This is a genomic window from Streptomyces globosus, assembly GCF_003325375.1.
Lineage (GTDB): Bacteria > Actinomycetota > Actinomycetes > Streptomycetales > Streptomycetaceae > Streptomyces > Streptomyces globosus_A.
The window spans coordinates 270,032-284,314 of the sequence record NZ_CP030862.1; the positions used below are offsets into that span (position 1 = coordinate 270,032).

General features: G+C 75.1%; 14 protein-coding genes. 8 read left to right on the forward strand and 6 right to left on the reverse strand.

The annotated features are described in order from the left end of the window. Nucleotide 1: 1 nt before the first annotated feature. The 3 genes from C0216_RS01305 to C0216_RS01315 are packed head-to-tail and all read right to left on the reverse strand — an operon-like array spanning nt 2 to nt 3,555. Entirely contained in the window at nt 2-1,318 is a 1,317-nt protein-coding gene (locus C0216_RS01305; protein WP_246042262.1) for a sensor histidine kinase, read from the reverse strand. 10 nt (nt 1,319-1,328) lie between these two features. After that, entirely contained in the window at nt 1,329-2,549 is a 1,221-nt protein-coding gene (locus C0216_RS01310) for an acyltransferase family protein (RefSeq protein ID WP_114053478.1), read from the reverse strand. Then, the gene (locus C0216_RS01315) at nt 2,542-3,555 is read right to left on the reverse strand and encodes an alpha/beta hydrolase (RefSeq protein ID WP_114053479.1); all 1,014 of its coding nucleotides are present in this window, start codon (nt 3,553-3,555) and stop codon (nt 2,542-2,544) included. Before C0216_RS01315 ends, C0216_RS01310 begins: the two co-directional genes overlap by 8 nt. Nucleotides 3,556-3,845: 290 nt before the next feature. On the opposite strand from C0216_RS01315, the gene C0216_RS01320 reads away from it, so the two are divergent. Further along, nucleotides 3,846-4,319: an HIT family protein gene (locus C0216_RS01320; RefSeq protein WP_174250328.1), complete on the forward strand. Its 474-nt coding sequence runs from the start codon at nt 3,846-3,848 to the stop codon at nt 4,317-4,319. 269 nt (nt 4,320-4,588) lie between these two features. On the opposite strand, the gene C0216_RS01325 is transcribed toward C0216_RS01320, so the two are convergent. Together C0216_RS01325 and C0216_RS01330 are read right to left on the reverse strand one after the other, a co-directional pair. Further along, a complete protein-coding gene (locus tag C0216_RS01325; protein ID WP_114053480.1) occupies nt 4,589-5,161 on the reverse strand; it encodes a MarR family winged helix-turn-helix transcriptional regulator in 573 nt (190 codons plus the stop codon). Then, nucleotides 5,154-5,786: a DJ-1/PfpI family protein gene (locus C0216_RS01330; RefSeq protein WP_114053481.1), complete on the reverse strand. Its 633-nt coding sequence runs from the start codon at nt 5,784-5,786 to the stop codon at nt 5,154-5,156. The genes C0216_RS01325 and C0216_RS01330 overlap by 8 nt, the downstream gene beginning before the upstream one ends. 267 nt (nt 5,787-6,053) lie before the next feature. Between C0216_RS01330 and C0216_RS01335 the strand changes: the two genes are divergently transcribed. From C0216_RS01335 to C0216_RS01350, 4 genes are all read left to right on the forward strand, one after another. Continuing rightward, nucleotides 6,054-7,418 (forward strand): aspartate aminotransferase family protein, encoded by a 1,365-nt coding sequence (locus C0216_RS01335; RefSeq protein WP_114053482.1) that lies wholly within the window; start codon nt 6,054-6,056, stop codon nt 7,416-7,418. 98 nt (nt 7,419-7,516) lie between these two features. Further along, nucleotides 7,517-8,197, forward strand: a complete 681-nt coding sequence (locus tag C0216_RS01340) for a GntR family transcriptional regulator (protein WP_114053483.1) — start codon at nt 7,517-7,519, stop codon at nt 8,195-8,197. Then, complete coding sequence (locus C0216_RS01345) at nt 8,194-10,719, forward strand: glycosyltransferase (RefSeq protein WP_114053484.1); 2,526 nt, start codon at nt 8,194-8,196, stop codon at nt 10,717-10,719. The genes C0216_RS01340 and C0216_RS01345 overlap by 4 nt, the downstream gene beginning before the upstream one ends. A gap of 137 nt (nt 10,720-10,856) precedes the next feature. Beyond that, entirely contained in the window at nt 10,857-11,507 is a 651-nt protein-coding gene (locus C0216_RS01350; RefSeq protein WP_114053485.1) for a hypothetical protein, read from the forward strand. A 34-nt stretch (nt 11,508-11,541) separates the two neighbouring features. Here C0216_RS01350 and C0216_RS01355 read toward each other — a convergent pair whose 3' ends face one another. Continuing rightward, on the reverse strand, nt 11,542-12,309 hold the full coding sequence (locus tag C0216_RS01355; RefSeq protein ID WP_174250329.1) for an SLATT domain-containing protein: 768 nt from the start codon (nt 12,307-12,309) through the stop codon (nt 11,542-11,544). Nucleotides 12,310-12,564: 255 nt separating this feature from the next. Between C0216_RS01355 and C0216_RS01365 the strand changes: the two genes are divergently transcribed. From C0216_RS01365 to C0216_RS01375, 3 genes are read left to right on the forward strand one after another with little or no spacing between them, the layout of a single operon-like run. Further along, the gene (locus C0216_RS01365; protein ID WP_114053486.1) at nt 12,565-12,909 is read left to right on the forward strand and encodes a YbaB/EbfC family nucleoid-associated protein; all 345 of its coding nucleotides are present in this window, start codon (nt 12,565-12,567) and stop codon (nt 12,907-12,909) included. A 45-nt stretch (nt 12,910-12,954) separates the two neighbouring features. Then, nucleotides 12,955-13,554, forward strand: a complete 600-nt coding sequence (gene recR, locus C0216_RS01370) for a recombination mediator RecR (protein ID WP_114053487.1) — start codon at nt 12,955-12,957, stop codon at nt 13,552-13,554. Beyond that, nucleotides 13,547-14,221 (forward strand): DUF5063 domain-containing protein, encoded by a 675-nt coding sequence (locus C0216_RS01375; protein WP_114053488.1) that lies wholly within the window; start codon nt 13,547-13,549, stop codon nt 14,219-14,221. Before recR ends, C0216_RS01375 begins: the two co-directional genes overlap by 8 nt. Nucleotides 14,222-14,283: the final 62 nt, after the last annotated feature.

Sequence of the window (14,283 nt, forward strand, 5' to 3'; positions counted from 1 at the left end):
TCTAGTCGTTCGTCCGAGGGTCCACGGGCAGCACGGCGCTCACCTCGTACCCGCCGCCCGGCCGCGGACCCGCGGCGAGCTCGCCCCCCAGCATGCCCGCCCGCTCCCGCATGCCGAGCAGCCCGTGCCCCGCACCGTGCGAGGGCGGGGCCTTCCGGTCCGGCGCCGTGTTGGCGACGCACAGGTGCAGCTCGCGCGGCCCGTACGCGATGCCGACCTCCACCTGCGATCCGGGGGCGTGCCGCAGGCAGTTGCTGAGGGCTTCCTGCACGATCCGGTACGCGGTGAGCTCCACGCCCGGCGCGAGCGGCCGCCGGATGCCCGCGATCGCCGTGGTCACCTCCAGCCCGGCGCTTCGCACGTTGCCGACGAGCCCCTCCAACTCGGCAAGGGTGGGCTGCGGATGGTGGGGGTCGGCCGGGTCGGCGGCCTGCTCCGAGCGCAGCACGCCCAGCACCCGCCGCAGCTCCGTGAGGGCCTCCAGGGCGTTCTCCCGGATGCCGGCCAGGTTCTCCCTGAGCTCCGGTGACGGGTTCTCGACCAGGTGCGGGGCGACCTGCGCCTGGATCGAGATGACCGACATGTGGTGGGCGACCACGTCGTGCAGTTCGCGCGCTATACGGCTGCGCTCCTCCAGCAGGGCCCGGCGGGCCCGCTCCTCCTCGGTGAGCGTCTCCTGTTCGACGAGCTTGCTGCGGGCCAGGCGGCCGGCGCGCAGGGCGTATCCGAGCACGCCGGCGAAGGCGAACAGCAGCAGGGTGGCGGGGATCGTGCTCTCGCTGCCCGCCGGCCGGAACCGCACCTCGGCCAGGGCGCCGAGCGCGACGGACAGCCCGACCACCGCCGTGGTCACCCGCGCCGGCACCCGCAGTGCGACCAGCAGCACCACGAAGGCGAAAAGCACCACGCCGGCGGGCGTCCACGGCCAGCTCTGCCCCTCGCCGGCACTGCCCTGCGTCTGCACGGCCACCATGAACGCGGACGCGAGCGCCAGCCACCATCCGGCGATCGGCCGGAACATGGCGAGGACCACCGACGCGCCGCCCGCCACGGCCGCCAGGAGCGGGTAGCCGCCGCTCACCCCGTAGTGGGAGGACATCTGCTCGGTCGTCAGGAACGTGCAGAGCACCGCCACGTATCCGAGGGCCAGATGCGGCAGCCGAGCCAGCCAGCGCGGCCGGGACATCCCCGGCAGCGGGTTCCGTTCGAGCGTGAACAGCCCGGCGGCCAGGGTCCGCAGCGCCCCGAACCGCCGGCCGGCGTCCGCGCCGGGACCGGAACCGGGGCCTGCGGCCGGGGTGCTGTGCTGCTCTTTCACGCCGTCCACCCTAGACACGGGACGCCTCCCGCCTCCGGGCCGGCCCGACCGGACGGAAGGCGCCGCCGTCCCCGGCCGCGGCACCGGCGCCGCCCTGCCGGGCCTGTCGGCCCCGCCCGCCCCGCTCGTACGCGTGGAATGCGGCCAGGCACACGGTCAGCGCGGCCGCGAACACCGGAAGCCACAGCAGCCGGGCGGGTATCCACAGCGCCGAGTCGGGGACGGTGTGCAGGCCGGGCAGTTCGACCGGGGAGGTGAGGCCGAGCGCGGTGACGGCCATCATCGCCGTCTGGTGCCAGAGGAAAACGGTCATCGCCGACAGGTTCAGCAGGGCGACTGCCGCCCACACCCGCGGCCGGACCGCGGCCCGCGCCAGCTGCCCCCGCAGCAGCAGCGCAAGCCCGCACTGCGCCAGCCCGAACGCGACCGCGGCCGACGTCGGCGGGTTCAGGTTCGACACGGCCGCACCGGGCACGCCGACCATGGACGCCGGGTAGCCGCCCCACAGCACCAGCACCGCCGTGCCCGCAGCCCCGCCCGCCAGCAGCGCCAGGGCCGGGCCCCGCCGGTCGAGCCGCCCCCGTGCCCAGGCCGCACCGAGGGTGTACGGGACGAGCCAGCCCGCGGCCACGTTGACCCAGCCGACCCACTCCGGCCCGCCGAACCCGAACCGCCACAGGTCCACGGCCGCCACCACGGCCGCGGGCCACACCGGGTGCAGCCGCACCGCCAGCGGCGTCGCCGCCGTCAGTACGGCGAACACCAGCAGGAACCACAGCGGCGACAGCACGAGCCGCACCAGCGCGTGGACGGTGTCCCACGCGGCCCCGCCCAGCAGCATCCCGCCCGCGGCCACCGTCCACAGGGCGAGCACCGCGGCGACCGGCCGGAACAGCCGGGACAGCCGCTGCCCCACCCAGGCCCCGTACGGGACGCCGCGCTCCCGGGCGGAGGCGTGGCCGCGGGCGGCGACGAGGCCGCCGACGAAGAAGAACACGGCCAGCGTCTGGAACACCCACGACAGGGGTGCCAGCCACGGCATGTGGGCCAGCGGGCTGGTGGTGGCGAGCGCGCCTTCCGAGGAGGTCATCGCCGTCACCAGCCAGTGGCCGAGCACCACGCCGAGGATGGCGAGGGCCCGCAGGGCGTCCACGGACCGGTCCCGGTCGGCGGGAGTGCCCGCCTCGACCCGGTCGGCGACGGCGGACCAGCGGGCGCGCAGCCTAAGCACGGGGCACCTCCGGGGTGGCGGCGGCCCGCCCCGCACCGCCGCCGGCGGTGCCGAGGACGATGCCGGCCAGGCTGTCCAGGGACTCGCTGCCGGGCTTCAGGTAGTCGCTGTGGCCGCCCGGGCCGGCACGGAACGGGCGGGCCCCGAAGGCCGGGTCGACCGGGTCGGTGCCGAAGCCGACCTGCCCGAGGCGGACGTGCGGCACGTTCCCGATCCAGTCCGACCCGCCGCGGCCGGCCCAGACGCGGGCAGCGGTGGGCAGGTCGGCCGCCGAGTCGGCGCCCGTGCCGGGGCTGCCGTACAGGACGACATCGGTGACGGGGGAGCCGGTGGCCGTGCGGGCGCAGACGACCGTGCCGTAGGAGTGGCACAGCAGGGACATCCGGGCCCCGGGCCCGGCGAGGCGCTCCAGGTGGGAGAGGAACGGCCCGAGTTCGGCGGCGGCCTCGTCGGCCCGGTCGGCGGTCAGGACGGTCGTGCTGACGGTGCCCGGCGTGTCGTACCCGAGCCAGGCGACCACCGCGGCCCGGGGGTGCGCTGCGGAAAGCCGCACGTGCAGGGCGGAGGCGCCCTCACGGAACCGCTGGTAGGTGTCCAGCGTGGTGTCGGATCCGGGGACGAGCACCGCTATCCGGTCGGCCGTCGCGAGGTCGCCGAACACCTCCACCGCGCGGCCCGTCCCCCTGCCGTCGAAGGCGAGGAACTGCGCGGCACCGCCCGCCTCCATGGTGTGCAGCCGGTCCGCCCGGCCGGGGCGGCCGGCGTCCGCGGCCATGCGGGCGGCCTCGGCGAGACCGGTGCGGTGCGCGGCGTACACCGCCTGCAGCGGCTCCTGTTCGCCGACGGCGGCCGGTATGGGCGCGGGCACGGCCGGGGAAGCGGCCGCGGACACGGGCAGCACCACGGCCGCGGCGACCGCGCCGGCCAGCAGGGTGCGGCGCAGGCGGCCGCGCGGGCGGTGTCCCTCGCGGCGGCCTCCGGGGCGTCCTTCGCGTCGGCTGGTCATGGCGGTCCCTGCTCCTTCGTCCTGCGCATGTCGCGCTGCCGGTGGGAGCGGGTGCGACCTCTGCGGCCGGGTCCCGCCTCCCATGACGAAGCTATGGATCAGGGGCCATCGCCCGCGTCCCGCCGCAGAGCGCCCTTTCTGAATGGCTCTCAGGTATGACAGGGGAGACCTGCGAGCTATCCGCCTGCACCCGGCAGGCCGACGGACCCGCCTCCGGGATGCATCCCCGCGGCGGCCCGATCCCCGCCCTTTCCAGGCCCTCACCGGCAGGGGACGCCTACGCTCGACACATGATCGACACCGACTGGCGCAGCGACCGCATAGGCAGCGCGCACCGCGGGGAGAACCCCACCGTCATGCGCCGCCTCGACCAGGGCTTCGCGGTGATCGGGGACCGGCAGTTCCTGCCCGGCTACTCCGTCCTCCTCACCGACGACCCTTCGGTGACCCGGCTCTCGGACCTGCCCCGGCCGCGCAGGGCGGCGTACCTCGCCGACATGGAGCGGCTCGCCGAGGCCGTCGAACTGGCCTGCCGCCGCCTCGACCCGGCCTTCCGCCGCGTCAACATCGAGATCCTGGGCAACACCGACCCGTACCTGCACGCGCACGTCTGGCCCCGCTACGACTGGGAGCCGGCCGACCTGGTCCGACTGCCCGTCTGGCTGTACGGGGAGGAGTACTGGAGAGGGACCGAGCACGAACTCGGCACCCGGCACGAGGGCCTGCGCACCGCCATCGGCGAGGAACTCGACCGGCTCGCCTGACCGGGGCCGGCAGGTCAGGCCGCCGTCGCGACGCGCACGCCGAACCCGGTCAGGACAGCCCGGCCACCCGGTCAAGGGCCCGGCGCACGCGGGGGCGGGCGCCCCCGGCGCCCGTGCGCAGGCCGTCCGCGCGGCCTGGCGCCGACGGGGCGCCGAGTCCTGGCCGTTGCCCGTCCCGTACACACGCGCCGGCGATCTCGCCGCCCGGGGTGTCCACGCACCCAACAAGCTCTGGCCGCAGCACCGTTGACGCCGCCGCCCGCGCAGGCTCAGTCGCCGGACGGGGGAGCGGGCGGCCCGGGGAGGGCGTCCATGGCCGCGGCCAGCCGGTCCAGTGCGGCCACGACCTCCCGGAACGCCTCGTCGCCGAGGTGCTCCGCCAGCGCCGTCGCCGCCGCCGCGTGCGCCGGTCCGATACGGGCGACCGCCGCGTGCCCCTCGCGGGTGGGGCGCAGCAGCTTCGCGCGCCGGTGCGCGGGGTTGGCCACGTACTCGGCGAGCCCCTGCGCGGCCAGCAGATCCGCCACGCGCTGGACGCTCTGCCGGGTGATGCCCATGGCGCGGGCGATGCCGGCCACCGGCAGCGGCTCCCGCAGGACCGCGCCGAGCACCTGCCAGCGCGCCGCGGTCAGCCCGGCCGGCCGGGCCAGCTCCTCCGAGAGGGCGAGGAACCGGCCGTTGAGGCCGAAGACGCCGAGCGCTGCCGCGCTGAGCAGCTCCTGCCGCTCCCGAGTCGACAGCCCTTCGCCGCCTCCGCTGCCTCCGCCGTCTCCACCGCCTCCACCGCCTCCGCCCCGGCCGCTTCCGGCCGCGGTCCCGCCCGCCGCCGCGCGCTCAGGCATCCCCGCGCTCCGCCGCCGCCATCAGCACCGGGAACGCGCTCGCGTCCGAGTCGTGGAACAGCCGGTACCACGCGTCTAGGACCTCCGGCCCGTACACGTCCAGCCGGGCGAAGACCTCCCGCGCGAACGCCACCGGCTCCGTCGGCCCGGCGGTGACCAGGTCGCCGTCCGTCACCGCGTCGGCCTCGACGTACTGCTCTGCCCCCGCGTAGCCCGGCTGCTCCGCCAGGTAGGCCGGGGCGCCGCTGGTGTGGGCGCGCCCGTCCAGCAGCCCGGCGCGCGCCAGGCCGGCCGTGGCCCCGCAGATCGCCGCGACGGGAACCCCGGCGGCCAGGAACTCCGCCGCCTTCGCCGCGAAGGGGGCCAGCTCGTCGCCGGTGTCCCACAGCGCCGCGCCGGTCAGGATCAGCAGGGAGGAGTCCTGCGGCGACAAGTCCGACAGCGCGCCGTCGGGCCGGATGCGGACGCCGCCCATGGTGGTCACCTCCTGTCGGCCGTCGTCCGCGACGGTCCGGACGCGGTACCCGCGCTGCGTGAGGTGTGCCGTGGTGTGGCCCGTCTCCCAGTCCGCGTACGTGTCGTACACGGCCAGGTGGACCGGCTTGTCGGAGCGGTTCGCGGTCATGTGGATCGCCTCCCGTGCGTATCGGCGGGCTGCTCCGGGTCCGCCGCGGCGCCGCCGCAGGTCCGCCCGGCCGCCCTGTCGACCGGCTGCTTATGACAGCAGGCTGTCATTACGTCAGCATGCTGTCAACCCTTGTGCCCGCCGCGTGACCGCCGCCGCGCGCCCGCCCGTACCGCGCCGCCCGGCGACAGACTGCCGAGGCCCGGCCCCGACCCCCATACACTCCGCCGATACCCCCTCCCACCTGCGCACTTCTAGCGTGGCCGCATGACCCCTCATCTCCCCGCCGACGCGGACGGCGCCACCGTCAAGGCCGCCGACCGCGCCCACGTCTTCCACTCCTGGTCCGCCCAGGCCCTGATCGACCCGCTCGCCGTCGCCGGGGCCGAGGGCGCGTACTTCTGGGACTACGACGGCCGCCGCTACCTCGACTTCTCCTCCCAGCTGGTCAACACCAACATCGGCCACCAGCACCCCAGGGTCGTCGCGGCCATCCAGGAGCAGGCCGGCCGCCTGTGCACGCTCGCGCCCGGCTTCGCCGTCGACGTCCGCTCCGAGGCCGCACGCCTCATCGCCAAGCGCACCCCCGGCGACCTGGACAAGGTCTTCTTCACCAACGGCGGCGCCGAGGCCGTCGAGAACGCCGTCCGCATGGCCCGCCTGCACACCGGCCGCCAGAAGGTCCTCTCGGCGTACCGCTCCTACCACGGCGCCACCGCCGCCGCGATCAACCTGACCGGCGACCCGCGCCGCTGGCCCTCCGACACCGGCTCCGCCGGGGTGGTCCACTTCTGGGGGCCCTTCCTCTACCGCTCGCCCTTCCACGCGACCACGGAGGCGGAGGAGTGCGAGCGGGCCCTGGCCCACCTCGCCGACACCATCGCCTTCGAGGGCCCGGCCTCCATCGCCGCGATCATCCTGGAGACCGTCCCCGGCACCGCCGGCATCATGGTGCCGCCCGCCGGCTACCTGGCCGGCGTACGCGAGCTCTGCGACCGGTACGGCATCGTCTTCATCCTCGACGAGGTCATGGCCGGCTTCGGCCGCACCGGCCGCTGGTTCGCGGCCGAGCACTGGGGCGTCACCCCCGACCTGATCACCTTCGCGAAGGGCGTCAACAGCGGCTACGTCCCCCTCGGCGGCGTCGCCATCTCCGCAGCCATCGCCGAGACGTTCGCCACCCGCCCCTACCCGGGCGGACTGACCTACTCCGGACACCCGCTCGCCTGCGCCGCCGCCGTCGCGACCATCCGCACGATGGAGGAGGAGGGCGTCGTCGGGCACGCCGCCCACCTCGGCCGGAACGTGATCGGACCGGCCCTTGCCGAGATCGCCGAACGCCACCCGTCGGTCGGCGACGTCCGCGGCCTCGGCGCCTTCTGGGCCGTCGAGCTCGTCCGCGACCGGGAGACCCGCGAGCCGCTCGTCCCGTACAACGCCGCCGGCGCGGACAACGCGCCGATGGCCGAGTTCGCGGCCGCCTGCAAGGCCTCCGGGCTGTGGCCGTTCGTGAACATGAACCGCGTCCACGTCGTCCCGCCCTGCACCGTCACCGAGGCCGAGGCGAAGGAGGGCCTGGCCCTGCTGGACGAGGCGCTCACGGTCGCCGACCGGCACACGGCCTCCGCCTGACCGGGGGCGAACTCGGTAACAGCACCGAATCGATCGGTTTTCGGCCGCGCTGCCTGCCCTAAGGTGTCCGAAGTTCACCCCAAGGAGTAAGGACCCCCATGGCAGGCAGCGCCGCCGTCACCCGCAACACACTCCGCCGGCAGATCGCGGACGCGCTGCGCGACGAGGTGCTGGCCGGGCGCCTGCCACCGGGCACCGAGTTCACCGTCAAGCAGATCGCCGAACAGTACGGCGTCTCCGCGACGCCGGTGCGCGAGGCGCTCGTCGACCTCGCCGCGCAGGGACTGCTGGAATCCGACCAGCACCGCGGCTTCCGCGTGCGCGCCTTCACCCTGGACGACTTCCGGGGGATGATCGAGGCCCGTACGCTCATAGTCGACGGGATCTTCCGGCGGCTCGTGGAGCGCGGCACCGCGCCCGGCTGCGGCGAGAGGCTGGTGTCGGTGCGCCGTCGGGCCGAAGAGGCGTGTCGGGCCGTGCAGAGCGGCTCGCTCGAAGTGCTGATCGGCTACGACCTGCGCTTCTGGAGGGAGCTGAGCGGGCTGGTCGGCAACACGTACATCTCGGATTTCCTGCACCGCATCCGCGTGCAGTGCTGGGCCTTCGCCGTGCCGCACCTGAAGGCGGCACCGGACCTGAACGCCGGGCTGTGGTCCGGCCACAACGAGCTGATCGACGCGGTCACCCGCGGCGACGCCGACGAGGTGCGCCGCCTCGTGCACGCGTACAACCAGCACGGCCTGGACTGGGCCGCCACGCTGACGACGGCCGACGCATGAGCGCCGCGAACGCGGACTCCGCCGCCACCACCCTGCCCGGCCCGGCCGCTGCCCCGGGCGGCCCCGCCGCGCCCGCCGGCCTCTCCGTCGTCGTCCCCGCCTACCGCGACGGGCACCGCATCCGCGCCACGGCCGCCGCCCTCCGCGAGCACCTCGACTCCCGCCTCGGAACCGGACCCGGCGCCTGGGAGCTCGTCGTCGCCGACGACGGCTCCGACGACGACACCGCCGCCGCCGTCGCGGCCGAGGCTGCCGTCGATCCGCGGATCCGGCTCGTCCGCCTCGACGCCCCCCGCGGCAAGGGCGCCGCCCTGCGCGCCGGAGTCGCCGCTTCCACGGGTCGCCGCATCCTCCTGGCCGACGCCGGCCTCGGCGTGCCGCCGGAGGAACTGGACCGCCTCGAACCGCTCCTGGCCCCGCCCGCCGGCCTCCCCGCCGACCGGGACCCGCACACACCGGCCGCCGAAGCAGCCGAAGCAGCCGAAGCGCCCGGAACCCCCGGAGCCTCCGCACTCCCCGTCGCCGTCCTCGGTCGCACCGGCAGCCGCCTCGTCCGCGCCCTCGGCATCCCCGGCGTCCCCGGCTTCCGGGCCGACACCTGCGCGTTCGCCCTCCTCGACGGCGACCGGGCGCGTGCCGCCTTCGCCGCCTCCACCCTCGACGGCCCCGCCGTCGACGCCGAGGTGACCCGCCTGCTGCGCCGCGAGGCCGGACCCGGCGCCGTCGCCGACGCGCCCGTACGCCGCTCCGCCGCGCCGACCGGCCCGCCCGGCCGCCGCCCCGCGGGCGGCCGCCGCCGCGCGCTCGCCGACCTGTGGCGCCTGAACGCCGGCGGCCTCGCCGTCGCCGGGGTGTTCCTCGCCCTGTCCTTCTACCTCTTCCACGGCCTGTGGGCCGACCTCGACGGCCGCTACCTGCGCGACGCCCTCCAGGACCAGAACCAGTGGGAGTGGTTCACCGGTGTCGTCGCCGACAACGTCACCCACCTGCGGAACCCCCTCTTCACCACCGCCCAGGGCATGCCCGACGGCGTGAACCTGATGGCGAACGCCACGATGCTCGGCCTGAACGTCCCGTTCATCCCGATCACGCTGCTGTTCGGGGAGACGGTCACCTTCGCCCTCGTCCTCACGCTCGGCATGGCCGCCAGCGCCTGGACCTGGTACTGGCTGATCCGCCGCCGCTTCGTCCGCAGCCGGTGGGCCGCCGCCGCGGGCGGGGCGCTCGCCGCGTTCGCGCCGCCGATGGTCTCGCACGCCAACGGCCACCCGAACTTCGTCGTCCTCTTCATGCTGCCGCTGATCGTCGACCGAGCCCTGCGCCTGTGCGAGGGCCGCCGCGTCGTCCGCGACGGGGTGCTGCTCGGCCTGTTCGCGGCGTACCAGATCTTCATCGGCGAGGAGCCGCTGCTCATCGCCGCGCTCGGCATGCTGCTGTTCTGCCTGGCGTACCTGGCGGTCGACCGGCGGCGCGCCCTGGCCGCCGCGCGCCCCCTCGCGCGCGGCCTCGCCATCGCGCTGGCCGTGTGCCTGCCGCTGGTGGCGGTCCCGCTGTACTGGCAGTTCCTCGGCCCGCAGAGCTACCACTCGGTCCTCCACGGCGACAACGCCGGCAACAGCCCGCGCGCGCTGATCGAGTACGCCGCCCGGTCCCTCTTCGGCGACGCCGAGACCGCCGCCCGGCTCTCCATGAACACCACCGAGCAGAACGCCTTCTACGGCTGGCCGCTGCTCGCCTTCGGCACCGCCGTGTGCGTCTGGCTGTGGCGCCGGCCCGGCATCCGCGCACTGGCCCTCACCGGCACCGCCGCGCTGCTGCTCTCGCTGGGGCCCCGGGTGCGGCTGCCGCTCACCGACATCGTGCTGCCCGGCCCCTGGGCGGCGCTCGCCCACGCGCCGCTGTTCGAGTCGGTGATCGAGGGCCGCGTCGCGATGGTGTGCGCCCCGATCCTCGGCATCCTGCTGGCGCTGGCCCTCGACGGGGCCGCCCGCGCCCGGGTGCGCGAGCTGCGGACGCTCGGCCTGCTCGCGGCGGCCGCTGCCGTGATCCCGGTGCTGCCGCTGCCGCTCGCGGTACGGGACCGGGCGCCGGTGCCCGCGTTCATCACCTCGGGCGCCTGGAAGGACTACGTCCGCGAGGGCGAGGCCCTCGTCCCGGTGCCGCTCCCCGACCCGGGCCAGGCCGACGCGCTGCACTGGCAGGTCGAGGCGGACTTCGGCTTCCGGCTGGCCGGCGGCTACTTCAACGGCCCGTGGGGCGAGGAGCGCATCGGCATCTACGGGGCCCCGCCGCGGCACCTGTCGAACCTGCTGCGGGACGTCCGCTACGGCGCCCCGGCCCCCGAGGCCACCCCGGAGTGGCGGGAGCAGGCCCGCCAGGACCTGGCGCACTGGAAGGCGGGCGCCGTGGTGCTTCCCTCCCAGGACCGGGACGAGGAGCTGCGCAGCCTGCTGACGGGGCTGCTCGGCGCGGAGCCGGAGCGGGTCCGGGACGCCTGGGTCTGGCGGGTGGGCCGCCGGTAGCAGGTCTCCGGGCGCCAGGCCGCCCGGTGGCCGGAGACCGCCCCCGGCGGCCCCCGGGTTCTGCGCGGCCCTTCGCTCCGCGTGTCCGGAGCACTACGCTGACGGCATCGGCGCGACAACGACTGATCGGAGCCCGAGTGGCCTGTGACCTGTGGCTGGTTCCCCTTGTCGACGTGCTGTGCCACAGCGCCGACAACCCCTTCGCGGAAGAGATCGCCTCGTACGACAAGGCGCTGGGCGAGGCCGGGCTGCCGTCCGTCCCGGTCTTCGCGTACATGCCGGGGCTGAGCGGGGACGTCGCCCCGGTCGCCGGGTTCGACTACGACGCCCTGCACTTCCTGCGGCGGGCCTACCTGCTGCGGGTCTGCGGACTGCCGGTCACGCCCGTCGACGAGCTGGGCGGGGACTACGAGCAGCTGCTGGAGATGTTCGAGGCGGCGGCCCAGCAGTCGCACCTGGTCTGGCACTACGACCACGCGGGCGCGTATGTGCCGGTGGACTTCCCGGCGCCGCTGGCCAACGAGGAGCTGCTGGCCGGGGGCGGCCCGCTGGGCTCGGCGCAGGGCCTGCTGCGGGAGCTCGCGGTGGTGGCCCCGGCGATCGGGATCGACCCGGCGAACCCGCCGGTGGCGCCGGCCCCGCCCGGCCGGCCGACGTCGCTGGAGGAGCCGGCGGGGCCGATCCCGTACGACGACAGCCCCTTCGCGCGGGAGCGGCACGTGTGGCTGGGCCTGCACGCGGCGGCGACGCGGAGCCTCGGCCAGGGCTCGATGATCATCTTCAGCTGAGGCCGCCCGCGCCCGCCCGCGTCCCCGCCGCAGGTCAGCGGGGCTGCTCGGGCGGCCGCTGCCGCGGCATGTTCGGGCGCGTCCCCGGCGGGAGCGGGAAGCGGGCCGGCGGCGCGCCGGCCTCCGAGGCGCGGCCGGCGGACCCGCCGAGGGACTGCATCACCAGCGGCGCCGGGCCGACGCTGAACTCGACCATCCACTCGGCCGTCTCCGAGCGCACCAGCTCCGTGATGTCCTCCGAGAAGCGGCGCAGGACCGTCAGGCAGCGCTCGGCGGCCTCGCTGGCGGTGCCCTCGGTGGGTCCCAGCACCTCGCGCACGTTCTCCGAGGCCCAGTCGAACTGCAGGGTCTGCAGGCGGCGCTGTACCGCCTGCGCCGTGGCGACGTCGCGCATCCAGCCGGAGGTGAGGCCGAAGAACCGGTCGCAGGCCAGGCAGGCGGCGCTCAGCAGCAGTGCGAGGTAGCCGTACTGCGACGCGCCGTGCGCGGCCCCGGCCAGGTCCAGCAGCGGCATCGCGGCGCCGGCGACCGCGCCGGCAGCGGTTCCCGCCCGCAGGATTCGCGCGCCCCGCCGCTTGAACGCCCGGTCGGAGAGGTACCACTCGGCGGTGCGCAGCGCGTCGGCCTCGACCCGCCGGTACAGCTCGTCCAGCCGCTCGGCCGGCTCGCCCCAGTCCCCCAGGGGGAACGGCCCCCCGGTCAGGTCGCCCGCCGCCATCGGTCCGCCGCCCTCCTCCCGGGGGTCCCGGGGCTCCCGGGGATCCCGGGCGGGCCCCTCGGGCTGCATCTCCGGCTGGCTCACCCGGCGCTCCCTCTGCTGCGCTGACGTGTGGTGGTGCGCGTGTGCTAAATGGTGCGCATGCCCTTTCCTACCTTCGAATGGCGGCCGGTGGGCGAGGAATCCCCGGTTTTCCGCCCGCAGGAAGGTCCCCATCAGCGGTGCGCACGCCGCGCCCCTCACTCGAAAGAGTTGGTCCTCTCGGCGTAGGGCGCTGCGCGCGGTGAGCACGTAGGCTCGGATTGACCAAGCGTCCCGACGTACGGAGTGAATCACCTGATGTTTCCCGGTGGCGGTCAGCCCAACATGCAGCAGCTGCTCCAGCAGGCCCAGAAGATGCAGCAGGACCTCGCGGCGGCCCAGGAGGAGCTGGCGCGCACGGAGGTCGACGGGCAGGCCGGAGGCGGCCTGGTCAAGGCGACCGTGACGGGCTCCGGTGAGCTGCGCGCGCTGGTGATCGACCCGAAGGCGGTGGACCCGGAGGACACCGAGACCCTCGCTGACCTGGTCGTCGCCGCCGTGCAGGCGGCGAACGAGAACGCCCAGGCGCTCCAGCAGCAGAAGCTGGGCCCGCTGGCCCAGGGCCTGGGCGGCGGCAGCGGCATCCCCGGCCTGCCGTTCTAGCCCCCCTCCCCGCACCCCCACCCGATAGCGAAAGAAGGCGTTCCGTTGTACGAAGGCGTGGTCCAGGACCTGATCGACGAGCTGGGCAGGCTGCCCGGCGTCGGGCCCAAGAGCGCGCAGCGGATCGCCTTCCACATCCTGCAGGCGGAGCCGACGGACGTCCGGCGCCTCGCGCACGCCCTGCTGGAGGTCAAGGACAAGGTCCGGTTCTGCGCGGTGTGCGGGAACGTGGCGCAGGAGGAGCGCTGCGGCATCTGCCGCGACCCGCGCCGCGACACCTCCGTGATCTGTGTGGTGGAGGAGCCGAAGGACGTCGTCGCGATCGAGCGGACCCGCGAGTTCCGCGGCCGTTACCACGTACTGGGCGGGGCGATCAGCCCCATCGAGGGCGTCGGCCCGGACGACCTGCGCATCCGCGAGCTGCTCGCGCGGCTCGCGGACGGCGCGGTGAACGAGCTGATCCTGGCCACTGACCCGAACCTGGAGGGCGAGGCGACGGCCACGTACCTCGCGCGCATGATCAAGCCCATGGGCCTGAAGGTCACCCGCCTGGCCAGCGGGCTCCCCGTCGGGGGAGACCTGGAGTACGCGGACGAGGTCACGCTCGGGCGTGCCTTTGAAGGAAGGCGACTTCTCGATGTCTGACGCAACGCTGCACGCCCTGGGACAGGACCCGGACGACTTCGCCGTCCAGATCGCGGACCAGATCGAGTCGTTCATCGTCGCGGTCACCGAGGTGGCCAAGGGCGAGGACCCCGACAGCGCCGTGCCCTTCCTCCTGCTGGAGTTCTCGCAGCTGCTCCTGGCGGGCGGCAGGCTCGGCGCCTACCAGGACGTCCTGCCCGACGAGCGCTACGAGCCGGACCTGGGCCCCGAGCCGGACGTGGACGAACTCCGCGAGCGTTTCGCCTACCTGCTGGAGCCGGTCGACGTCTACTCGGAGGTCTTCGACCCGTACGAGCCGCGGAAGGCGCCGGTGGCGCATCGGATCTCCGACGACGTGGCCGACGTGGTGGCCGACCTGCGGCACGGCCTGGCGCACTACCGGGCGGGCCGGACGGCCGAGGCGCTGTGGTGGTGGCAGTTCTCGTACTTCTCCAACTGGGGCCAGACGGCCTCGGCGACGCTGCGCGCCCTCCAGTCCCTCGTTGCGCACGTGCGGCTGGACCAGCCGCTGGCCGCGCTGGACGGGCTCGACACGGACGAGGACCTCGCCGAGGACGACCTCGCCGAGCAGGCCGGCCTGGTGATGGCCGAGGAGCTCGGGAACGTCGGGCGCCGGCCCGTCCGCAACCCGGTCGGCGAGCGGTAGCGGAAGGCGGCCGCCCCCGCGGGCGGCGTGGCACGGCGCCGCGTGGCACGGCACCGCTTGGT